This window comes from Allobosea sp. P4_H5 (assembly GCF_056400825.1).
Genome location: NZ_JBFUKM010000005.1, coordinates 257,516 through 277,141, shown reverse-complemented (window position 1 = coordinate 277,141; position 19,626 = coordinate 257,516). Strand labels below are relative to the sequence as shown.

General features: G+C 67.9%; 21 protein-coding genes. 8 read left to right on the top strand and 13 right to left on the bottom strand.

The genetic code is table 11. The annotated features are described in order from the left end of the window. Positions 1 to 5 precede the first annotated feature (5 nt). Positions 6 to 686 (bottom strand): LPS export ABC transporter periplasmic protein LptC, encoded by a 681-nt coding sequence (gene lptC / locus AC1DS0_RS12645; protein WP_476814689.1) that lies wholly within the window; start codon positions 684 to 686, stop codon positions 6 to 8. Positions 687 to 860: 174 nt separating this feature from the next. Next, complete coding sequence (locus AC1DS0_RS12640; RefSeq protein WP_476814688.1) at positions 861 to 1,475, bottom strand: ribonuclease D; 615 nt, start codon at positions 1,473 to 1,475, stop codon at positions 861 to 863. A 235-nt stretch (positions 1,476 to 1,710) separates the two neighbouring features. On the opposite strand from AC1DS0_RS12640, the gene AC1DS0_RS12635 reads away from it, so the two are divergent. From AC1DS0_RS12635 to AC1DS0_RS12625, 3 genes are all read left to right on the top strand, one after another. Further along, the gene (locus AC1DS0_RS12635) at positions 1,711 to 2,139 is read left to right on the top strand and encodes a DUF805 domain-containing protein (RefSeq protein WP_476814687.1); all 429 of its coding nucleotides are present in this window, start codon (positions 1,711 to 1,713) and stop codon (positions 2,137 to 2,139) included. After that, positions 2,136 to 3,338: a succinyl-diaminopimelate desuccinylase gene (gene dapE, locus AC1DS0_RS12630; RefSeq protein ID WP_476814686.1), complete on the top strand. Its 1,203-nt coding sequence runs from the start codon at positions 2,136 to 2,138 to the stop codon at positions 3,336 to 3,338. Before AC1DS0_RS12635 ends, dapE begins: the two co-directional genes overlap by 4 nt. A gap of 66 nt (positions 3,339 to 3,404) precedes the next feature. Beyond that, the gene (locus tag AC1DS0_RS12625; RefSeq protein WP_476814685.1) at positions 3,405 to 3,992 is read left to right on the top strand and encodes a hypothetical protein; all 588 of its coding nucleotides are present in this window, start codon (positions 3,405 to 3,407) and stop codon (positions 3,990 to 3,992) included. Positions 3,993 to 4,182: 190 nt separating this feature from the next. Here AC1DS0_RS12625 and truA read toward each other — a convergent pair whose 3' ends face one another. Genes truA through def form a run of 3 tightly spaced genes read right to left on the bottom strand, consistent with a single transcriptional unit; the run spans position 4,183 to position 6,405 of the window. Then, positions 4,183 to 4,920 (bottom strand): tRNA pseudouridine(38-40) synthase TruA, encoded by a 738-nt coding sequence (gene truA / locus AC1DS0_RS12620; RefSeq protein ID WP_476814684.1) that lies wholly within the window; start codon positions 4,918 to 4,920, stop codon positions 4,183 to 4,185. Positions 4,921 to 4,922: 2 nt separating this feature from the next. Then, positions 4,923 to 5,852: a methionyl-tRNA formyltransferase gene (fmt, locus tag AC1DS0_RS12615; protein WP_476814683.1), complete on the bottom strand. Its 930-nt coding sequence runs from the start codon at positions 5,850 to 5,852 to the stop codon at positions 4,923 to 4,925. Between the two features lie 19 nt (positions 5,853 to 5,871). Further along, entirely contained in the window at positions 5,872 to 6,405 is a 534-nt protein-coding gene (gene def / locus AC1DS0_RS12610; protein WP_476814682.1) for a peptide deformylase, read from the bottom strand. A 114-nt stretch (positions 6,406 to 6,519) separates the two neighbouring features. Here def and AC1DS0_RS12605 point away from each other — a divergent pair, with 114 nt between their 5' ends. Next, positions 6,520 to 7,704 carry a DNA recombination protein RmuC gene (locus AC1DS0_RS12605; protein ID WP_476814681.1) on the top strand — a complete coding sequence of 395 codons (1,185 nt, stop codon included), beginning with the start codon at positions 6,520 to 6,522 and terminating at the stop codon, positions 7,702 to 7,704. 95 nt (positions 7,705 to 7,799) lie between these two features. Next, positions 7,800 to 9,041: an MFS transporter gene (locus AC1DS0_RS12600; protein WP_476814680.1), complete on the top strand. Its 1,242-nt coding sequence runs from the start codon at positions 7,800 to 7,802 to the stop codon at positions 9,039 to 9,041. Here AC1DS0_RS12600 and AC1DS0_RS12595 read toward each other — a convergent pair whose 3' ends face one another. From AC1DS0_RS12595 to AC1DS0_RS12570, 6 genes are all read right to left on the bottom strand, one after another. Further along, positions 9,042 to 9,551, bottom strand: coding sequence for an OsmC family protein (locus tag AC1DS0_RS12595; RefSeq protein WP_137884437.1), 510 nt, complete (start codon positions 9,549 to 9,551; stop codon positions 9,042 to 9,044). Positions 9,552 to 9,601: 50 nt separating this feature from the next. After that, complete coding sequence (locus tag AC1DS0_RS12590) at positions 9,602 to 10,312, bottom strand: ATP-binding cassette domain-containing protein (protein ID WP_476814679.1); 711 nt, start codon at positions 10,310 to 10,312, stop codon at positions 9,602 to 9,604. Positions 10,313 to 10,436: 124 nt separating this feature from the next. Continuing rightward, positions 10,437 to 11,021, bottom strand: a complete 585-nt coding sequence (locus tag AC1DS0_RS12585; RefSeq protein WP_476814678.1) for a GNAT family N-acetyltransferase — start codon at positions 11,019 to 11,021, stop codon at positions 10,437 to 10,439. A gap of 30 nt (positions 11,022 to 11,051) precedes the next feature. Then, positions 11,052 to 11,834: an ABC transporter ATP-binding protein gene (locus AC1DS0_RS12580; protein ID WP_476814677.1), complete on the bottom strand. Its 783-nt coding sequence runs from the start codon at positions 11,832 to 11,834 to the stop codon at positions 11,052 to 11,054. 7 nt (positions 11,835 to 11,841) lie between these two features. Then, positions 11,842 to 12,675: an ABC transporter permease gene (locus tag AC1DS0_RS12575; RefSeq protein WP_476814676.1), complete on the bottom strand. Its 834-nt coding sequence runs from the start codon at positions 12,673 to 12,675 to the stop codon at positions 11,842 to 11,844. 20 nt (positions 12,676 to 12,695) lie between these two features. Beyond that, complete coding sequence (locus AC1DS0_RS12570) at positions 12,696 to 13,661, bottom strand: aliphatic sulfonate ABC transporter substrate-binding protein (protein WP_476814830.1); 966 nt, start codon at positions 13,659 to 13,661, stop codon at positions 12,696 to 12,698. 336 nt (positions 13,662 to 13,997) lie between these two features. On the opposite strand from AC1DS0_RS12570, the gene AC1DS0_RS12565 reads away from it, so the two are divergent. The 3 genes from AC1DS0_RS12565 (at position 13,998) to AC1DS0_RS12555 (ending at position 18,112) form a co-directional block, all read left to right on the top strand. Then, on the top strand, positions 13,998 to 16,763 hold the full coding sequence (locus AC1DS0_RS12565) for a [protein-PII] uridylyltransferase (RefSeq protein WP_476814829.1): 2,766 nt from the start codon (positions 13,998 to 14,000) through the stop codon (positions 16,761 to 16,763). A 95-nt stretch (positions 16,764 to 16,858) separates the two neighbouring features. Further along, positions 16,859 to 17,476, top strand: a complete 618-nt coding sequence (gene grpE, locus AC1DS0_RS12560) for a nucleotide exchange factor GrpE (RefSeq protein WP_476814675.1) — start codon at positions 16,859 to 16,861, stop codon at positions 17,474 to 17,476. A 3-nt stretch (positions 17,477 to 17,479) separates the two neighbouring features. Continuing rightward, complete coding sequence (locus AC1DS0_RS12555; RefSeq protein ID WP_476814674.1) at positions 17,480 to 18,112, top strand: trimeric intracellular cation channel family protein; 633 nt, start codon at positions 17,480 to 17,482, stop codon at positions 18,110 to 18,112. Here AC1DS0_RS12555 and AC1DS0_RS12550 read toward each other — a convergent pair. Beyond that, positions 18,104 to 18,727, bottom strand: a complete 624-nt coding sequence (locus tag AC1DS0_RS12550) for an alpha-ketoglutarate-dependent dioxygenase AlkB family protein (protein ID WP_476814673.1) — start codon at positions 18,725 to 18,727, stop codon at positions 18,104 to 18,106. The two genes, AC1DS0_RS12555 and AC1DS0_RS12550, sit on opposite strands and share 9 nt — an antisense overlap. After that, positions 18,727 to 19,533, bottom strand: coding sequence for a 4-hydroxy-tetrahydrodipicolinate reductase (gene dapB / locus AC1DS0_RS12545; RefSeq protein ID WP_476814828.1), 807 nt, complete (start codon positions 19,531 to 19,533; stop codon positions 18,727 to 18,729). The genes AC1DS0_RS12550 and dapB overlap by 1 nt, the downstream gene beginning before the upstream one ends. Positions 19,534 to 19,626 lie beyond the last annotated feature (93 nt).

The following is a 19,626-nucleotide window of genomic DNA, read 5'->3' as shown; positions in this document are numbered from 1 at the left end:
TGATCTCATGGCTTGCCGGCCGGGCGAAGAGCTTCGAGATTGGGCGTGCTGCCCTCGCGCTCCGGGCCGGCCAGGCTGCGGGCTGGCGCGTTCTCGATCAGGACATGCACGCGCCCCTCGAAGGTGATGAGCGCACCATTGTCCTTCACGTCAAGCGTATCGGCGTCAACCGTCGTCGTGCCGAGATTGACCTTCACCGGCTCGCGCGAGTTGACGGTTCCGGCCTTGAAATCGACGTCGGCGGTGCGCATGCGGACATCATAGCCCGAATCGGTGCGGATCTTCACGTCGTCGACCAGCTTCAGCTTCTCCTTCGTCTGGTCGAAAAGGCCGCTGCGGGCATTGATGTTGATCCAGCCTTCGGACTTCATCAGCACCCGCGCCACCATCTGCACGAGCTCTATCTGCGTGGGATTGCGGACGTCCTGCAGAGCCGATTCCGCCGTGACCTCGTAAGGGCTGTTGTCCTTGCGGTAGCCGGCGAGCTTCGGCGTTTCCATCACCACCTTGCCGCCCGACAGGCTGATCCCGCCCAGCGAGAAATTGCCGGCATGGCGCAGCGGGTTGAGGAAGGGAACGATGATCAACCCCACCACCGCGGCGATCGCCCCGACCGGAATCAGGCGCCGAAGCAGACGCACGAGCGCAGAATGCCGGCGCGCGGCCTGGAAGGCGCTCTGCCGCATCTGCGCCCGAATCGCCGCCGGACTGCGTGTCTCAGGAGTTGTGATCGCCAAGCTCATGCCCGCCCATTGCCAGCCACCGGCGGCTTTTTCATGTCGAACCGGCGCATGCCGACAGGCAGCAGCGACCGGTCCGGCGACCGCCAGACGGATGACCCTAGCCCAGATACATCAACTTTACGTATGCGCGAAGATGTCGACCTCTGGCCAACCGGCGAGATCGAGCTCGGCGCGCGCCGGCAGGAAGTCGAAGCAGGCCTTGGCGAGATGCGCGCGGCCCTCGCGCTCCAGCATTACGTCGAGCTTCGCCTTCAGAGCATGCAGATGCAGCACGTCCGAGGCGGCATAGCCGAGCTGCGCCTCGGTCAGCGTGTCGGCGCCCCAGTCCGAGGATTGCTGCTGCTTCGACAATTCGACGCCAAGGAGCTCGCGGACGAGGTCCTTCAGCCCGTGCCGGTCGGTATAGGTGCGCACCAGCTTGGAGGCGATCTTGGTGCAGTAGACCGGCGTGGTGACGACGCCGAAGGCGTTCTCCAGCGCGGCGATGTCGAAGCGGGCGAAGTGGAAGAGCTTCAGCACGCTCGCATCGGCGAGGATGCGGCAGAGATTGGCCGGCGCCGGGCCGCCCTTCGGGATCTGCACGACATCAGCGGTGCCGTCGCCGCGGGAGAGCTGCACCACGCAGAGCCGGTCGCGCTGCGGATTGAGGCCCAGCGTCTCGGTGTCGATCGCCAGGACCGGCCCCGGCTCGAACCCATCGGGAAGATCGCCACGGTGCAGACGAATTGTCATACCCAAAACCTCGCTCGGCAGCGCAGCCACGCCGCTCAGTCAACCTGCCACCCGCCGATCAAGCCGAGTGGCCTTCCTGAAAATCCGGAGAACGCTTCGCAGCTAGCGGCGCGCCCGGCCGCATTCAAGCATTTTCTCTGGCGGCACAATCGGTTCGGAGGCATTAACCTTTTATTCACCATGTGCTTCATTCGGACGCCCCGGCGTGCGAGGATATCGGATCGGAGCTTGACACATGTCCGCAATCCGCCTGTTCACCGACCTTGATGGCCGCATCGGCCTGCGCCAGTTCTGGCTCGGCAGCATCGCGCTCGCCCTCTGCCTGCTGGCGGTCCAGTGGGCTGCGCCACAGGTCGCGGACAAATATGCCGCAGCGAAGATCGTCGCATTCGCCAATGCCTTCGCTCTGTTCCCTTGGGCGGCGCTGGCAGCCAAGCGCGCCGCCGACCGGGGCGGCTCGTCGCTGTTCGGCATCCTGCTGGTCTGCGCCATCGTGCTGCCGCGGGAAGTGCAGCCGCTGCTCGGCTATGCCTGGGCACCCTCGCTGATCGCGATCTCGACGATGGCCTGGCTGGTCGCGCTGGTCGATCTCGGGCTGATGCCGGGCGTCGGCCGCGACGCGCCGCTTGCGGAGCAATCCGGGGCTGCTAAACCGGCTCGATGAGCCCAAGCACACCCGCCCCCCTTACCTTCGACCCCACCGATCCGGTCGCCCTCACCCAGGCCCTGGTGCGCTGCGCCTCGGTGACGCCGGCCGAAGGCGGCGCGCTCGCGCTGCTCGATGCCGTGCTGAGCGCCGAGGGCTTCAGCGTCGAGCGACCGACCTTCTCGGAACCCGGCCTGCCGGACATCGAGAACCTCTATGCCCGCATCGGCAGCGAGGGCCCGGTCTTCGTCATTGCCGGCCATACCGACGTCGTCCCCCCCGGCGACCTCGCCGCCTGGACGCATGATCCCTTCGCGGCGGACATCGAAGGCGGCACACTCTATGGCCGCGGCGCCTGCGACATGAAGGGTGGGCTCGCCGCCATGGTTTCCGCCGCGATCCGCTATCGCCGCGCCAATCCGGATGCGCCGGGTTCGATCGCCTTCCTGGTCACCGGCGACGAGGAGGGACCGGCCGTCAACGGCACGGTCAAGCTTCTGGCCTGGGCCGACGCTCGTGGCGAGCGTTTCGACCATTGCCTCCTCGGCGAGCCGACCAATCCGGCGGCGATGAGCGACATGATCAAGATCGGCCGGCGCGGCTCGCTGACCGGCAAGCTCACCGTGCAGGGCGTGCAGGGCCATGTCGGCTATCCGCACCTCGCCCAGAACCCGATCCGCGGCATGGTCCGGCTGCTGACAGGGCTCGAGGCGAGCCCGCTCGACGCCGGCACCGAGCATTTCGACCCGAGCAATCTCGAAATGACGACGCTCGATGTCGGCAATCCCGCGACGAACGTCATCCCGGCGCAGGCGCGGGCCGTGTTCAACATCCGCTTCAACGACCTCTGGACGCCGGAGACGCTCGCGGCCGAGATCGAGCGCCGCCTGCGCGAGGCAGCCGGCAACACCGTGCGTTACGAGGTCAGCTTCGAGCCGACCAATGCGGTGGCCTTCCTGACCCAGCCGGGACCGTTCGTGGCGATGGTCGCCGAGGCCGTCGAAGCCGAGACCGGCAAGCGCCCTGCCCTGTCCACGACCGGCGGCACCTCCGACGCCCGCTTCATCAAGAACTACTGCCCGGTGGTCGAGTACGGGGTCGTCGGCCAGACCATGCACCAGATCGACGAGCGGGTCGCCACCGCCGATCTCGTCACGCTGGAGCGGATCACGCATCGTTTACTGACGACCTATTTCGCTGCAGCGCAGCAGGCTTGACGGAACCAGCTCCGGCGCTCACAATTAGACGAAAGTCTAATGCCGTGACGTCCGGAGGGTTGGGCCATGAGGCTTGCTGCCGACGATGTGACGCGATCGCTCGCTGCCTCCTGGCGCCTACTGCGGGCCGACGCGAAAGCCCTGCCTGATCTCGACCTCAGCCGCGACGGCTTCTGGCGCTCCTATCTCGCGCTGGTGCTGGTCGTGCCCTCGATGGTCCCGGTGCTGGCGGCCGAGCGCACGCTCGCCGGCCTCTCCAACAGCGGGGGGCTGTTCGATGCGCCGGGCCTGATCGCCGCGATCGTCACCGCCGAGATCCTGGCGATCCTCACCGTGCCGGCGCTGCTGGTCGGGCTCGCGCCTGGTCTCACCCGCAATCCCCGCTTCACCAGCTTCGTCATCGCCTGGAACTGGGCCGGCATCCTCTCGGCGGCGTTGATGGCGGTGCCGGCGACAGTGTTCGCGCTGGGCTGGTCGAACCCCGGCATCGCCGGCTTCCAGAGCCTCGCCTTCGCCGCGATCGTGCTCAGGCTGCGCTATTGCGTCGCCAGAGCCACCTTTGGCGCGAAGAGCGGCGTCGCCGGCGCGATCGCCTGCGCCAGCGTGCTCGCCGACTACACGGTGCTGAAGATTTTCGGGCTGGCCGGGTTCTGATCGCTCGCCGTCATTCCGGGGCAGGCCGCAGGCCTGAGCCCGGAATCCAGAACCGATGACCTCTCCGAACAGGCGATCCCATGGTCTCGCCTCGGCGATGACTTGCATCGGTTCTGGGTTCCGGGCCCTTCGCTTCGCGAAGTCCCGGAATGACGACGGAGGTTCCGCGACAGGCCGAAAGCAATGCCGTTCAGTAATCCACGCCTGCCAGATAAAGCCCGCTGGGCGGCGCCAGTGCGGCGCATTGCGAGCGATCGCGCGCCGCCAGCACCTTGCCGACCTTGTTCTCCGGCCAGCGCCCCATGCCGACCATCTTCAGGCAGCCGACCATGGAGCGGACCTGATGATGCAGGAAGGAACGGGCATGGACATAGGCGACGATCTCGGCTCCCTCGCGCCGGCAATCGAACCGGTCGAGCGTGCGCATCGGGCCATTGGCCTGGCATTCGGCGGCGCGGAAGGTGGTGAAGTCGTGATGGCCGATCAGCGCCTTGGCGGCGCGATCCATCGCCTCATGGTCGAGCTTGACCGGGACATGCCAGACCCGGTTCGCATCGAGCGCAGCTTGAGCCCGCCGATCGAGGATGCGGTAGATGTAGTAGCGACGCGTCGCCGAAAGGCGGGCATCGAAGGTCTCGGGCACCGCCTCTGCGCTCAGCACCGCCACCGGCAGGCGCTTCAGCCTGGCATTGCTGGCGTCGCGCACGACATCGGTGCGCCACTCCTTGTCGAGATCGACATGGGCGACCTGATGGGTGGCGTGGACGCCGGCATCGGTACGCCCGGCGCAATGCAACCGCACGGCGTGGCCGCAGAAGGCCTCGATCGCCTCCTCGACGCTCTGCTGCACGGACGGCCCGTTGAGCTGGCGCTGCCAGCCTGAGAAGGGCGTGCCGTCATATTCGATGACGAGCTTGTAGCGTGGCATCGCTACAGTTTCGCTCCGGCAGACAGCCGCGCGCCACGCAGGAACTCTTGCGCGCTCATCGGCCCCTTGCCGGCGCGCTGGACCTGGAGGAGCTTCACCGCCCCGACCGCGCAGGCGATGGTGCCGTCATCGTCGAGCAGCGTGCCCGGCTCGGCCGCTCCGCCGGCGCGGGCGGTACGCAGCAACTTCAAGCGCTCCGGCCCCTTGCCGAGATCGACCTCGACGAAGGCGCCGGGGAAGGGCGAGAGGCCGCGCACGACGTCATGAACCTGCTGCGCCGGCCGGTTCCAGCTCAGCCTGGCCTCGTCATTGCCGATCTTGCTGGCATAGGTGACGCCCTCCTCCGGCTGCGGCGTAAAGCGCAGGCCGCCGCGGCTGAGGGCGGCGAGCGCCCGGACCATCAGGTCGGCGCCAAGGCCGGCGAGCCGATCATGCATGTCGCCGGCCGTGGCGTTGCCGTCGATCGACAATGTCTCGACCATGGCGACGGGGCCGGTGTCGAGCCCCTCCTCCATCTTCATCACGCAGACGCCGGTCTCGGCATCGCCCGCCATGATGGCGCGCTGGATCGGCGCAGCGCCGCGCCAGCGCGGCAGCAGCGAGGCGTGCAGGTTTAGGCAGCCGAGCTCCGGCACCTCCAGGATCGCCTTGGGCAGGATCAGGCCATAGGCGACGACGACGGCGACATCGGCCTGGTGCGAGGCCATGATCTCGGCGGCCTCCGCGCTCTTCAGCGTCTTCGGCGAGAACACCGGGATGCCGAAGCGCTCGGCCGTGACCTGGACCGGCGAGGGCCGCAGCTCCATGCCGCGACCGGCCGGCGCCGGAGCGCGGGTGTAGACGGAGACGACCTCGTGGCCCTGGCCGATGATCTCGGTCAGGGTGGGCACGGCGAAATCCGGCGTGCCCATGAAGATAACGCGCAAGCTCATAGTGTTTTGCCCCGGCCGGTCAGGCCGCGCTCTCCCGTTTCGCCGCCTTGGCGAAGCGCTTGTTGACCCGGTCGCGCTTCAGCCGTGACAGGTAGTCGATGAAGAGCACGCCGTTGAGATGGTCGATCTCGTGCTGCAGGCAGGTGGCGAGCAGGCCGTCGGCCTCGATCTCCTGCGCCTTGCCGTCAAGATCGCGATAGCTGACCTTGACGCGCGCCGGCCGCTCGACCTCCTCGTAATATTCGGGGATCGACAGGCAGCCCTCCTCATAGACATTGAACTCGTCCGAGCGCCAGGTCACCTCGGGGTTGATGAAGACCATCGGCTCACGCTCCTGCTCCTCGCCTTCCTCCGCCTTCTTCGAGACGTCGAGCGTGACGAGGCGGACAGGCTCGCCGACCTGGATCGCGGCGAGGCCGATTCCCGGCGCGTCGTACATCGTCTCCAGCATGTCGTCCGCCAGCTTGCGGATCTCCGGCGTGATGTCGCCGATCGGCGCGGAAACCTTGCGCAGCATCGAGTCGGGCAGGATGACGAGGGGGCGAATAGCCATAGGGCGCTCTAGGACGTTTTCAGGAGTTGCCGCGACATAAGCACTTGTGACGAAGCGGTCAAACTGTTCCGCTTATGTTCTAGATTTACGGCCGAGATCGTGTAGGCTTGCGGCATGAACCAGATCGCCTTCGTGCTGTTGGAACGCCCCGTGAGCTGGGCCGAGGCCGCCTTCGGCTTCGCCGGGCTGACGCTGGCTTTGCTGGCGCTGGCGCTGCTCTCGTCCTGGCGCGCGGCGCGCCGGCGCGAGATCGAGGCGACGATGGCGGCCGAGCGCGCCCGCGAGATGGACGACAAGGTCGCCGAGATGAACCGGCAGCAGGCCGAGCTCAGCGGCCGCCTGCAGACGATGGCCGAGATCCTCTCGACCCGGCAGGGCGACCTCGCCCGCATCATGGCCGAACGGATGGACGGCCTGCGCCAGCAGGTCGGCGCCGGGCTGGAGCAGAACGTCCGCCAGACCAATGAGAGCCTCGGCAAGCTGCAGGAGCGGCTGGCCGTCATCGACAACGCCCAGAAGAACCTGACCGAGCTCACCGGCGAGGTGGTGACGCTGAAGGACGTGCTCGCCAACAAGCAGGCGCGCGGGGCCTATGGCCAGGGCCGGATGGAGGCGATCATCCGCGACGGTCTTCCAGCGGCTTTCTTCTCGTTTCAACCAACGCTCTCGACCGGCAAGCGGCCGGACTGTCTCGTTACCCTGCCAGGCGACGGCCGCGGTCTCGTCATCGATGCCAAGTTCCCGCTGGAGAGCTTCACCCTGCTGCGCGAGGCGCGCGGCGAGGAGGCGAAGAAGCACGCGTCTGCGCGGGTGCGCGCCGATGTCGGCCAGCACGTCAAGGACATCGCCGAGCGCTATTTCCTGCCGGGCGAGACGCAGGACATGGCGCTGCTCTTCGTGCCGTCCGAGGCGATCTATGCCGATCTGCACGAGCATTTCGACGATATCATCCAGAAGGCGCACCGGGCGCGCGTGATGATCGTCTCGCCCTCGCTGCTGGCGCTGGCGATCCAGCTGATGCAGTCGCTGGTGCGCGATGCGCGCATGCGCGAGGAAGCGCAGGTGATCCAGTCCGAAGTCGGCAAGTTACTCGACGATGTCCGCCGCCTCGGCGACCGGGTCGACAAGCTCGACAGCCATTTCCGCCAGGCGCAGGACGACGTCGCCCAGATCAAGACCTCGGCCGGCAAGGTCACCGGCCGGGCTGAGAGGATCGGCGCGCTCGAATTCGACGATGCGAGGCCGAACGAGCCGCAGCTACCCTTCGCCAAGGCTGAGAAGCTGAAGGCGGCGGAGTGACGCGGCGCGACGCTATTCGTCCCGGTCGCCACGGCGAGATCACATTCCGGCGTTGAGTTGCGGGCCTTCCCAGACCGCGCCGGAGGCCGTGAACCTTGCTCGTCCAGATCGGAACGCTCATCGCCGCGACGAGCCTCGTGCAGCTCGCCAACGGTTTCTTCAACACGTTCCTGTCGCTACGGCTGACGAGCGAGGGCTTCGGCGCGACGCTGACAGGCCTGGTGCTCAGCGCCTATTTCATCGGCTTCACCATCGGCGCGGTCGGCTGCGGGCGGGTGATCCAGCGCATCGGCCATATCCGCGCCTATGCCGCCTTCGCCGGCATGGTCGTTGTCGGAACGGCTGCGATGCCGCTCTTCGTCTCGCCGCTCGGCTGGATCGCCTGCCGAATGGCGATCGGCATCGGCTGCGTCGGCCTGTTCATCACCACCGAGAGCTGGCTCAACGCCAAGGCCCCGCCCGAGCAGCGCGGCCGCATCTTCTCGATCTACATGGTCGGCACCTTCCTGGCGCTGGCCGCCGGGCAATTGCTGATTGGCAAGCTCCCGGTCGAGAGCGCGGTCCCGTTCAACATCATCGTCGCGCTGTTCGCGCTGGCGCTGGTGATGGTCAGCACGACACGCGCGGAAGCGCCGACGCTGCCAGCGGAGGCCTCGCTGCCCTATGGCGAGCTGACGCGGCAGGCGCCGATCTCGGTGATCGGCTGCGTGATCGCTGGCATGATCAGCAGCGCCTTCTACGCGCTGTTCCCGGCCTGGATGGCGCGCAACACCATTCCCCAGGAAACGATCGCGCTGTTCATGCTGGTCGCGGTGCTCGGCGGCTTCGCCTTCCAGGTGCCGATTGGCCGCCTCTCGGACCGCGGCGACCGCCGGATCGTCCTCGCGGGGCTGGCACTCGGCTTCTCCACGGCAGCCGTCATGCTCAACCTCGTGCCGCGCCATCTTGGCGCTGTGCTGCCGGTCGCCGCATTGCTCGGCGGCTTCATGTCGACGCTCTATCCGGTCTGCGTCGCGCATGCGCTCGACCGCATGCCGCAGGACCGCGTCGTCGCGGTGAGTGGCCGGCTGATCCTGGTCAGCGGCATCGGTTCCGCGCTCGGCCCGCTGCTCGGCGCCCAGGTGATGGCGCGGCTCGACATCAACGGCCTGATCTACTTCATGGCCGCGATCAGCGCCCTGCTCGCCGCCCTGGCGGCGCTGCGCATACGCCAGCGCGCCGCGCCCGAGCAGATGTCCGAGCGCCCCTTCGCGATCATCGATCCGATGACGGCGCCGATCTCGCAGGAACCCGAAGCGACGGAAGCGGACGGATCATCGCGCCCGCTCCCGGCCTGATCAGGCCCGCGCGAGATTGGCCGAGAGCTCCGGCTTCACATTGAGCGTCTGGAAGACGACGCAGTAGCGCTCGGTCAGCTTGAGCAAGGTATCGAGCTTCTCCTGCGGCGCGTCGGTCTCGACGTCGAAAGAGAGGCGGATCGCCTTGAAGCCCACCGCTGCGTCCTTGGCGACGCCGAGCGTACCGCGGAAATCGAGATCACCCTCGGCGCGGACCGTGCCCTTCTTCAGCTCGATCTCCAGCGCGGTCGCGACGGCCTTCAAGGTGACGCCGGCGCAGGCGACGAGCGCTTCGAGCAGCATGTCGCCGGAGCAGAGCTCGGCGCCGGAGCCGCCCGTGGCGGGATGCAGTCCGGCGAGCGCGATCGCCCGGCCGGTCTCGACCTTGCAGGCGATGTGCTGGTCGTCGAGCTCGCCCTTGGCTTTCAGCGTGATCACCGCCGCATCGGGCGCCTCACGATACTTGTCCTTGAGCGGAGCCTGCAGAGCACGCAGCGCGGTGACGTCCATGATCGTTATCCCTGGCAGAAGAGAAGCTGGTCGCGGCCTGTCTAGCCGCTTCAGGCCGCCGCCTCCACCTCCGGTGCGGCATGCCGGCCTTCCTTGTCGAGTGCCCGGCGCAATTCGCGGCGCAGGGCGACGAAGCCGACCGAGCCCTCCTCACGCGGGCGGGCGAGCAGGTTGTCGAGGCTGAAGGCGACCGGCCCCGGCTGCCGCGGCAGGACAAGGATGCGATCGGCCAGGCGCAGGGCGTCCTCGACCGAGCCGGTAGCGACGACCACGGCAGGACGCCCCTGCGTACAGAGCTCCGGCAGGAAGGCGGCGAGCCGTGCGCGAGCCTCAATGTCAAGCGCGGCGAAGGGCTCGTCGATCAGCAGCAGGCGCGGCCTGACCAGCAGCAGGCGGGCGATGGCGAGCCGCAGCAGCTCTTCCGGCGAGAGCGTCCCGGGCCGCTGCGTCGCCTGCGCGGCAAGGCCGACGCGGACCAGCACATTGGTGATCAGACCCTCGCGCTCAAACGGCGTGGCTTTGGGCAAGGCAAAGGCGAGGTTCTCGGTGAGATCGAGCCAGGGAAAGAAGCGCGGCCGGGCACAGAGCAGGCCGATCTCGGCAGTCGGCACCGTTCCTTCGTCAGCCCTCAGGCCGGCGAACCCACGCAGTACCACCGCACGCACCTCGGGAGCGCCGAGCAGCGCGACGACCTCGCCAGCAGCGGGACGTGACAGGACATGATCGAGAGAACGGGGAAGATCGTGAAGATCAGCCGACATAACTGGCTCCATCCATAGACAAGGCGGAAGGAGCGCCGACGGCTTAAGGCCGTCCCGTCGTCCCGCGCTTTAGCTGCATTTGTTTCGCGCCCGCAAGCTGAGGCTCAAATCGGCGCGTGTCCTTTCATAAGGTCTGATCGTCCGTTTTGTCAAACGGTCGATCGCGCTCGGCGAAGCCGTCCCGGGCGAGCTGATAGCGGCATTGCAGGATCGCCTCGCCGCGTGAGCGCGAGGGTCGCTCGACCCGGTCGAGCAGCCGGAAGCCCAGCCTCACCAGCACCCGGCCCGAAGCCGCATTGTCCGCCGCGTGCCCCGAACGGAGCGACAGCAGGCCGGCAGCAAAGGCGAACCGCACAACCGCCCGTGCCGCCTCGGAGGCGAAGCCCTGCCCCCAGGCCGCCTGCTCGAACCAATAGCCGATCTCGCCCTCGCTATCGGTGATCTCGTCGATGTCGACGAGCCCGATCATCCGCCCGTCCAGCATCGCGGAGAAGCGATAGGCCTTTCCCGCTGCCCATTCGCGTGGGTGATCGGCGAACCAGGCTTCGATCTCGGCCCGATCAGGCGGGAACGAGGCCATCCGCAGCATGCGGGAGACCGCCCAGTCGGATTGGATCTCGAAGGCGCGCTGAGCATCCGCCGCAGACGAGGGCCGCAGGGCAAGCCTCGTCGTCGTAATCGTGGTGCGGGGGATGGCAGAAATCGTCATTGCCGCGAGATTGCCACGGCAAAATGACGACTACCACCACATGCCGGCGCTCTCGGCTGTCTTGTGCTGGCGCGGTTCGCTGTCGGTGAGCGAGCGGTCGAGCGTGCGCAGCGCCTCGCGCTTGATCGCCTCGAAGGCGGGCGAGAGCCGGTCGCGCGGGCGGGTCAGCGGATTGTCGAGCTCGTCGAAGATGCGGCCGGGCCGCGGCTGCATCACGACGATGCGGTCGGCGAGCGTCACGGCTTCCTCGACATCGTGGGTAACCATCACCACGGTCGGCCGGCTCTCCTCCCAGAGCGCAAGAAGATGGCCGTGCAGGCTGGCGCGCGTGGTGGCGTCGAGGGCCGAGAAGGGCTCGTCCATCAAGAGGAGCTTCGGCCGGGTGACGAGGGCGCGGGCGATGGCGACGCGCTGCTGCTGGCCACCGGAAAGCTCGCGCGGCCAGCGCGCCTCATAGCCGGCGAGGCCGACGCGGGCGAGCGCGCCGGCGACGAGGCGATTGCGTTCCGCCGCTGGCAGATGGCTGAGGCCGAAGCCGGCATTGTCCGCCACTGACAGCCAGGGCAGCAGGCGCGGCTCCTGGAAGATCACGCCGACATCGGCGCGCGGTTCGGTGATGGCGGCATCGTCGAGGAGAATGCGCCCTTCGCTCGGCCGGTCGAGCCCGGCAACGAGGCGCAGCAGCGTGGTCTTGCCGCAGCCGGAACCGCCGACCAGCGCGAGGATCTCACCGGCAGCGACGGAGATGTCGATGCCGGACAGAGCGCGGGTGCCGTCGGCATAGGTCTTGGAGAGGTGATCGAAGGTCAGCATCGCGCCCTCAGAGCCTGTCCCTGGCGGTGTCCTGCCAGGCGAGGAAGGGGCGTGTCAGCGCGAGCAGGAGGCCATCCGCCAGCTTGCCGAGCACGGCGAAGGCAATGATCGCGGCGATGATGGTGTCGGGCCGGCCGAGCTGCTGGCCATCGACCAGGAGATAGCCGAGGCCCTCGCTCGCGCCCATGATCTCGGCAGCGACGACGAACATGAAGCCGAGACCGAGCCCGCCGCGCAGGGCCGTGAACCAGTCGGGCAGGATCGCCGGCAGCAGCACGCGCCTGACCATGGCGAGCCGGCCGAGGCGGAAGACGCGGCCGACCTCGACGATCTTGCGGTCGATCGAGAGGATCGCGGCGGCGACGCCGAGATAGACCGGGAAGAAAACGCCGACCGCGATCAGCGCCACCTTCGAGGCCTCGAAGATGCCGAACCAGAGGATGAAGAGCGGCACCCAGGCGATCGAGGGGATGGCGCGCAGGGCCTGCAAGGTCGGATCGAGCAGGCCTCGCGCCAGCGGCAGAGCGCCGGTCAGGGCGCCTAGCGCAGTGCCCACGGCGGCGCCGATACCGAAGCCGGCAGCGACGCGCCAGAGCGTCGCCAAGGCGTGAGTCCAGAGTTCGCCGCTGACGGCGAGCTGCCAGAGCGTTTTGCCGACCACGCTGGGCGGCGGCATCAGCCGGCCATTGGCGAGGCCGGCCCGAACGAGGATTTCCCAGATGATCGCGAGGACGACAGGCAGCAGGAAGCCGGCGAGGCGCAGGCCTGCGCGAGAAGCCGGCCGCGCTTGCGGCGCGACCGGCTTCTCGTCCACGGCTTCTGCGATCTCGATCGTGCTCATCGGCCCGCGATCATGACCGCTCAGTTGGTCGCGGCAAAGCGCTTGTCGATCAGCGCGTCGACCGATGCCTTGACGTCGGCAGTGGCGGGCAAGACGCCTGCCTGCTGCAGGGCAAGGCCCGCGGCGAGGATGGTATCGGCCTGCGCCGCGCCGATCGTGCTGTGGGTCAGTTCGGTGCGGGTGAGCTGGCGCTCGATCACCGCGTCGGAGAGCTTGGTCGCCTCGACCAGCGCCTTCCGGACCTCGGCCGGATTTGCGAGCGCGATGGCGCGCGCTTCCTCATAGGCCTTGAGCACCTTGCGGACGAGCTCGGGGTTCTTCTCGGAGAACTCTTCGCGGACGTTGAGCACGCCCCAGGTGTTGTCGGCGGCCTTGCGGTGGAAGAGCTTGGCGCCGGCCTCGACCTCGGCGGCGGCCATCATCGGGTCGAGCCCGGCCCAGGCCTCGACATCGCCGCGCTCCAAAGCGAGCCGGCCATCGGCATGCTGCAGCAGCACGAGCTTGACGTCCTTCTCGGTCAGGCCGGCCTCGGCGAGCGAGCGGACCAGGAAGATGTGCGGATCGGTGCCGCGGGTGACGGCGACGCGCTTGCCCTTGAGGTCGGCGACCTTGGTGACCTCGCTCTTGGCGCCGGTGACGAGCGCCGTCCATTCCGGCCGCGAATAGACATAGATCGACTTGATCGGATTGCCATTGATCTTAGCGATCAGCGCAGCGGCGCCGGCGGTCGAGCCGAAATCGAGCGAGCCGGCATTGAGGAATTCGAGCGCCTTGTTCGAGCCGGCCGAGAACACCCAGCGCACCTTGATGCCGTCGGCCTCCAGCGCCTTCTCGAGGATGCCGCGCTCCTTCAGCAGCAGACTGACCGGGTTGTAGCTGGCGTAGTCGACGCGGATCTCCTTCGGCGCCTGCGCCTGCGCACTGCCAAAGGCGAGCGAAGCCACGGCAAGGCCGGCGAGCACGGCACGGCGGGTCAGAGCTGAGATGGTCGGCATGACGTTCCCCTTCGATCGATTTTACGCGAAGGGATGGAGGCAGTTGCCCCTTAAGCCCCCGCTTTAGCTGCACTTGTTTCGCGCCCGCAAGCTGCTGGCTCAAATCGGCGCGTGTCCGATTGATAGGTTCGATCGTTCTCTTTGTCAAACAAAACGCCAGGAGATGTGAGACCGATATTTCCACATCAATATCACGTTGAATTATGTTTCCGCGCTTGGCCCCATTCGTGCTAGGGATCGGCTGCCGCCGCGTCTGCCGAAAGTCTCGAAGAGCCTCGTTCAGTGCCGCCCTCTCCCGACAAGCCAGCACCCCGCCTCGCCGAATTCATCGACAATCCCACGGCCGCGGTCGGCAAGCTGGCGCGACAGTTCGACGAGGGCGATCGCGACAACCTGCGCAGTGCGCTGGTCGACGCACTGCGCGACAATCTCGAGGAAGGCCGCCAGTCGGCGCGAGAGATCCTGGCGCGCACCCGCAATGGCCTCGCCTGCGCCAAGCGCCTCTCCGGCGTGATGGACAGCGTCGTCGCCGGCCTGCATGTCGCAGCGACGCGGCATTTCTACCCCGTCGAGAACCCGTCCGCCGGTGAGCGCATTGCCGTCGTCGCGGTCGGCGGCTATGGCCGCGGCACGCTGGCGCCGGGCTCCGATGTCGATCTGCTCTTCCTCTTCCCCGACAAGCAGACCGCCTGGGGCGAGAGCGTGGTCGAGGCCATGCTCTATCCGCTCTGGGACCTGAAGCTGAAGGTCGGCCATTCCGTACGCTCGGTCGACGACTGCATCCGCGAGGGCCGGGCCGACATGACGATCCGAACCGCGCTGCTGGAAGCGCGGTTGATCTGCGGCGATGCGGCTCTGTTCGCCGATCTGCAGTGGCGCTACGGCGCCGAGATCGCCGAGGGCACCGCCGCCATCTTCACCGAGGCCAAGCTCGCCGAGCGCGAGGCCCGCGTCGCCCGCGCCGGCTCGTCGCGCTATCTGGTCGAGCCCAACGTCAAGGATGGCAAGGGCGGCCTGCGCGACCTCAACACGCTGTTCTGGATCGCCAAGTATTCCTATCGCGTCGACGATCCGGCCGAGCTGGTCGAGGCCGGACTGTTCGATGCGCGCGAATTCGCGATGTTCCAGCGCTCGGAGGAATTCCTCTGGCGGGTGCGCTGCTGGATGCATTTCATTACCGGGCGAGCAGAGGAGCGGCTCTCCTTCGACCTGCAGCGCCAGGTCGCAGCCGCGATCGGCTATGCCGGCCGCAGCGGCCAGGCCCCGGTCGAGCGCTTCATGAAGGCCTATTTTCTCGTCGCCAAGGATGTCGGCGACCTCACCGCGATCGTCTGCGCGGCGCTGGAGGCGCGCCAGCAGAAGCCGCGCGCCAGCCTGACCAGCCTGATCGGCTCCTTCACCAAGCGGCGGCGCGTGCGCGCGCTCGGCCATCCCGACTTCACCTTGCAGGGCCAGCGCCTCGCCGTCATCGACGACGAGGCCTTCAAGCGCGATCCGGTCAACCTGCTGCGGCTCTACGAGATCGCCAGCCGCGACGATCTCGCCATCCATCCCGACACCAGCCGGCTGGTGACGCAGTCGCTGCGCCTCGTCACTCCGCAATTGCGGTTGGATCGCGAGGCCAACCGCATCTTCCTGGAGATCCTGACGGCCCGGCGTTCGCCCGAGGCGGTGCTCAGGCGAATGAACGAATCCGGGCTGCTCGGCCGCTTCGTCCCGGATTTCGGCCGCATCGTCGCGATGATGCAGTTCAACATGTATCATCACTATACCGTCGACGAGCACCTGATCCGCTCGATCGGCATCCTCGCCGAGATCGATGCCGGCAAGCTCGAAGCCGAACACCCCCTTGCGAACTCGATCTTCGCGACCATCACCAACCGGCGCGCCCTCTATGTCGCGCTGTTCCTGCACGACATCGCCAAGGGCCGGCCGGAGGACCATTCGGTCGCCGGCGCCCGCATCGCCCGCAAGCTCTGCCCGCGGCTCGGCCTCACCGACGCTCAGACCGAGACGGTGGTCTGGCTGATCGAGAACCATCTGGTGATGTCGACGATCGCCCAGAGCCGCGATCTCGGCGACCCCAAGACGATCGAGAGCTTCGCGGCAATCGTGCAGACGCTGGAGCGGCTGAAGCTCCTGCTGGTGCTGACCGTCGCCGACATCAAGGCGGTCGGCCCCGGCGTCTGGAACGGCTGGAAGGGCCAGTTGCTGCGCACGCTCTATTACGAGACCGAGGTCGTGCTCGCCGGCGGCCATTCCGGCATCGAGCGCAAGGCCAGGGTCGAGCGCAAGCAGCAGGCGCTTGAAGCGCGCCTCGCCGACTGGACGGAGGACGAGCGCGCCGCCTATCTCGCCCGGCACTATCCGGCCTATTGGCTCAAGGTCGAGCCCGAGCGGCAGGAGCAGCATGCCCGCTTCCTGCGCGAGGCGGAGGTTGCCGGCCGCACCACGGCGACGCGGGTCGAGACCGACCAGTTCCGCGGCGTGACCGAGCTCACCGTGCTGGCGCCCGACCATCCGCGCCTGCTCGCCATCGTCACCGGCGCCTGCGCGGCGGCCGGCGGCAACATCGTCGACGCGCAGATCTTCACCACCACCGACGGGCTGGTGCTCGACACGATCTTCGTCTCGCGCGCCTTCGAGCGCGACGACGACGAGCTGCGCCGGGCCGAGCGGATCGCCGCGGCGATCGAGCGCGCCCTCAAGGGCGAGATCAAGATCGCCGACCTCGTCGCCCAACGCCGGGCCCCGCCACCGCGCGGCGGCACCTTCCAGGTCGCGCCCGAGGTCATCATCGACAACGTCCTGTCGTCGCGGCACACGGTGCTGGAGGTGTCGGGCCTCGACCGGCCCGGCCTGCTCTACGATCTCACCACCGCGATCGGAAAGCTCAACCTCAACATCGCCTCGGCCCATATCGCGACCTTCGGCGAGAAGGCGGTCGACGTCTTCTACGTCACCGACCTCACCGGAGCGAAGATCACCTCGACCGGCCGCCAGCTGGTCATTCGCCAGGCGCTGCTCGCCGTGTTCACTCTGGAGCTCGACAAGCAGACCTCGGGCAAGGCGAAGGCCGTGGCCCGCGCTTGATTTCGCCCGGCCGAAGCCCGATATCGGCAGCGAAGCCGGTGCGCCGACAGGCAGCGCCGCAATGATGCATGACGATCAACGATTGGAATGATGGAATGACGCAGAACCCTGCGAAGGACGATCCGAAGCCGGAAACCGAGACCCAGGACGCGACCGAGGCGAACGAGACGCAGACGCCGGACCCTGTTGCCCTGCTCGAAGCCGAGCGCGACGACATCAAGGACAAGCTGCTGCGCACCCTGGCCGAGATGGAGAACCTGCGCCGACGCACCGAGCGCGAGATCTCCGACGCCAAGGCCTATGCCGTGACGAGCTTCGCCCGCGACCTGCTCGGCTCGGCCGACAATCTGCGCCGTGCGCTGGAGAGCGTGCCGGAGACGGCCCGCGCCGCAGCCGACACTGCACTGTCGGCTGTGGTCGAAGGTGTCGAACTGACCGAGCGCGAGCTCCTGAAGACGCTCGAGCGCCATGGCGTGCGCAAGATCGACCCGCAGGGTGAGAAGTTCGACCCGAACCTGCACCAGGCGATGTTCGAAGCGCCCGACGCCGGCATTGCCAAGGGTCTCGTCTCGAAGGTGGTGCAGACCGGCTACAAGATCGGCGAGCGGGTGCTGCGCCCGGCGCTGGTCGGCGTCTCCGCCGGCGCGCCGAAGCCTGTCGCCAACGGTTCGGAGAACCCGGCGGCCGATGCCGGCGACAAGCCGGCGAACTGACAGGTGCTCGAGGCTGCGGGCGTCGTCGTCTTTGCCCTGACCGGGGCGTTGGTCGCCGCCCGCAAGCGGATGGACCCGTTCGGCTTCATCCTGCTCGCCACCGTCACCGGCGTCGGTGGCGGCACCCTGCGTGATCTCCTGCTCGACCGGCGCGTTTTCTGGATCGAGGCGCCGTCCGACGTGATGCTGTGCACGGCCGTCGCTCTGGCAGCCTGGACAATCGCCTACTTCAAGCCCGGCATGCTCGACGGCTGGGGTGCCAAGCGCCTGCTGATCTGGGCGGATGCTGCGGGGCTCGCACTCTTTGCCGTGGTCGGCGCGCAGAAGGGCCTGGCCGCCGGCGTGCCGATCCCCTCCGCCATCGCCTTCGGCGCGATGACCGCGACCTTCGGCGGCATCATCCGCGACCTCCTCGCCGGCGACAGGCCGATGGTGCTGTGGAGCCGCGACTTCTACGTCACCGCCGCAGCCGCAGGAGCTGCCACGACGGTCGGCCTCGCGCAGATGGGCCTTGCCCCGATGCTGGTCATGCTGGGCGGGCTCGCTGCCGGCTTCGGCCTGCGGGCCGGCTCGCTCCTGTTCGGCTGGTCGTTCCCGAAACTGCCGGGCGACGATGCGCCCAAGCCTTCAAACTGAGGGCTTCGTCACCCGCCGCAGGGTTAGGTTGATCCGTCCGGCTTGCGGCAGCAGGCTCGACGAGCCCGCGAGGATGCGGTCGATACCGTGAAAGGCGAGCCGCGCCTCGCCGCCGAAGGCGAGCGCATCGCCCGAGGCCAGCTTCAGCGAGACGGTCTTGCCACCGCGGCTGGTGCCGCCGATGCGGAAGACGGCGGTGTCACCGAGCGAGAGCGAGAGCACCGGCGCGTCGAACTCCTGTTCATCACGGTCCTGATGCAGGCCCATCTTCGCTGATGGCTCGTAGAAATTGACGAGACAGGCCTCGGGCTGGTGCGGATAGCCCGCGAGCTCCTCCCAGGCGCGCAGCAACCGGGCCGGGATCGGGGGCCAGGGTGCTCCGGTCTCAGGGTGAAGTGGCTGGTAGCGGTAGCCGCGCTCGTCCGAGACCCAGCCGAGCGACCCGCAGTTGGTCATTTTGACGGAGAAAGGCTTTCCCGTCTTCGGCATGCGCGGCACATAGAACGGCGCCTGTCGCGCCGCCTCGCGCAGTTCGGTGACCAGCGCCACCTGCTCGGCCGGATCGAGATAACCCGGCCAATGCATCACGCCGGGCGCAACGGCGAGCGCGGTCATCAGAACTTGTCGAGGCCGAGCACGTCAGCCATCGAATAGAGCCCGGGCTTGCGGCCGCGGCCCCAGAGCGCCGCCTTGACCGCGCCCTGCGCGAACAGGCTGCGATCCTCGGCGACATGGGCGAGCTCGAGCCGCTCACCGGCGCCGGCGAAGATCACCTTGTGGTCGCCGACTACGGTGCCGCCGCGCAGCGCGGCAAAGCCGATCGTGCCGGGCTGGCGGGCGCCGACCTGACCGTCGCGCACCGCGACGCGGGCTTCGGCGAGTTCGACAGCGCGGCCCTGGGCTGCCGCTTCGCCGAGCAGGACGGCCGTGCCCGAGGGCGCATCGACCTTCATGCGATGGTGCATCTCGACGATCTCGATGTCCCAGTCGGTGCCGAGCGTCGCCGCGACCTTGCGCACCAGCGCCGCCAGCAGGTTGACGCCGAGGCTCATATTGCCGGAGCGGATGATTGCGGCATGGCGCGAGGCAGCCTCCAGCTTCGCCAGATGCTGTGGCTCCATGCCGGTGGTACCGGCAACATGGACGATGCGGGCCTGGGCGGCGAGACCGGCGAAGGCGACAGTGGCATCCGGCGTGGTGAAATCGAGCACGCCCTCGGCCTCGACGAAGGCAGCGAGCGCGTCGTCGCTGACCAGGACGCCGCTGGCGGGCAGGCCTGCCAGCACCGCTGCATCCTGGCCGAGCGCGGGCGAGCCCGGCCGCTCGATTGCGGCGGAGAGGACACAGCCGGGCGTGTCATGGATCGCTTTGACCAGCGTGCGGCCCATCCGGCCGGCGGCGCCGACGACGACGAGACGCATGTCGCTCATGGTGAAGCTCCAGATAGCCAAGGCAGGCGCCGGACGCCGGCGCTAGAGATGCCTATAGGGCGCTTCTACGCCGGCCGAAACGAA

Excerpts from the sequence above, each read along its gene's own strand:
- def (WP_476814682.1), bottom strand. The coding sequence starts at position 6,405 with ATGGCTATTCGCCCCCTCGTCATCCTGCCCGACTCGATGCTGCGCAAG.
- dapB (WP_476814828.1), bottom strand. The coding sequence starts at position 19,533 with ATGCGTCTCGTCGTCGTCGGCGCCGCCGGCCGGATGGGCCGCACGCTG.
- AC1DS0_RS12575 (WP_476814676.1), bottom strand. The coding sequence starts at position 12,675 with ATGAGCACGATCGAGATCGCAGAAGCCGTGGACGAGAAGCCGGTCGCG.
- fmt (WP_476814683.1), bottom strand. The coding sequence starts at position 5,852 with ATGAGCTTGCGCGTTATCTTCATGGGCACGCCGGATTTCGCCGTGCCC.
- AC1DS0_RS12635 (WP_476814687.1), top strand. The coding sequence starts at position 1,711 with ATGTCCGCAATCCGCCTGTTCACCGACCTTGATGGCCGCATCGGCCTG.
- AC1DS0_RS12590 (WP_476814679.1), bottom strand. The coding sequence starts at position 10,312 with ATGTCGGCTGATCTTCACGATCTTCCCCGTTCTCTCGATCATGTCCTG.
- AC1DS0_RS12625 (WP_476814685.1), top strand. The coding sequence starts at position 3,405 with ATGAGGCTTGCTGCCGACGATGTGACGCGATCGCTCGCTGCCTCCTGG.
- AC1DS0_RS12550 (WP_476814673.1), bottom strand. The coding sequence starts at position 18,727 with ATGACCGCGCTCGCCGTTGCGCCCGGCGTGATGCATTGGCCGGGTTAT.
- lptC (WP_476814689.1), bottom strand. The coding sequence starts at position 686 with ATGCGGCAGAGCGCCTTCCAGGCCGCGCGCCGGCATTCTGCGCTCGTG.
- AC1DS0_RS12595 (WP_137884437.1), bottom strand. The coding sequence starts at position 9,551 with ATGGACGTCACCGCGCTGCGTGCTCTGCAGGCTCCGCTCAAGGACAAG.
- AC1DS0_RS12605 (WP_476814681.1), top strand. The coding sequence starts at position 6,520 with ATGAACCAGATCGCCTTCGTGCTGTTGGAACGCCCCGTGAGCTGGGCC.
- truA (WP_476814684.1), bottom strand. The coding sequence starts at position 4,920 with ATGCCACGCTACAAGCTCGTCATCGAATATGACGGCACGCCCTTCTCA.
- dapE (WP_476814686.1), top strand. The coding sequence starts at position 2,136 with ATGAGCCCAAGCACACCCGCCCCCCTTACCTTCGACCCCACCGATCCG.
- AC1DS0_RS12580 (WP_476814677.1), bottom strand. The coding sequence starts at position 11,834 with ATGCTGACCTTCGATCACCTCTCCAAGACCTATGCCGACGGCACCCGC.
- AC1DS0_RS12640 (WP_476814688.1), bottom strand. The coding sequence starts at position 1,475 with ATGACAATTCGTCTGCACCGTGGCGATCTTCCCGATGGGTTCGAGCCG.
- AC1DS0_RS12585 (WP_476814678.1), bottom strand. The coding sequence starts at position 11,021 with ATGACGATTTCTGCCATCCCCCGCACCACGATTACGACGACGAGGCTT.
- grpE (WP_476814675.1), top strand. The coding sequence starts at position 16,859 with ATGACGCAGAACCCTGCGAAGGACGATCCGAAGCCGGAAACCGAGACC.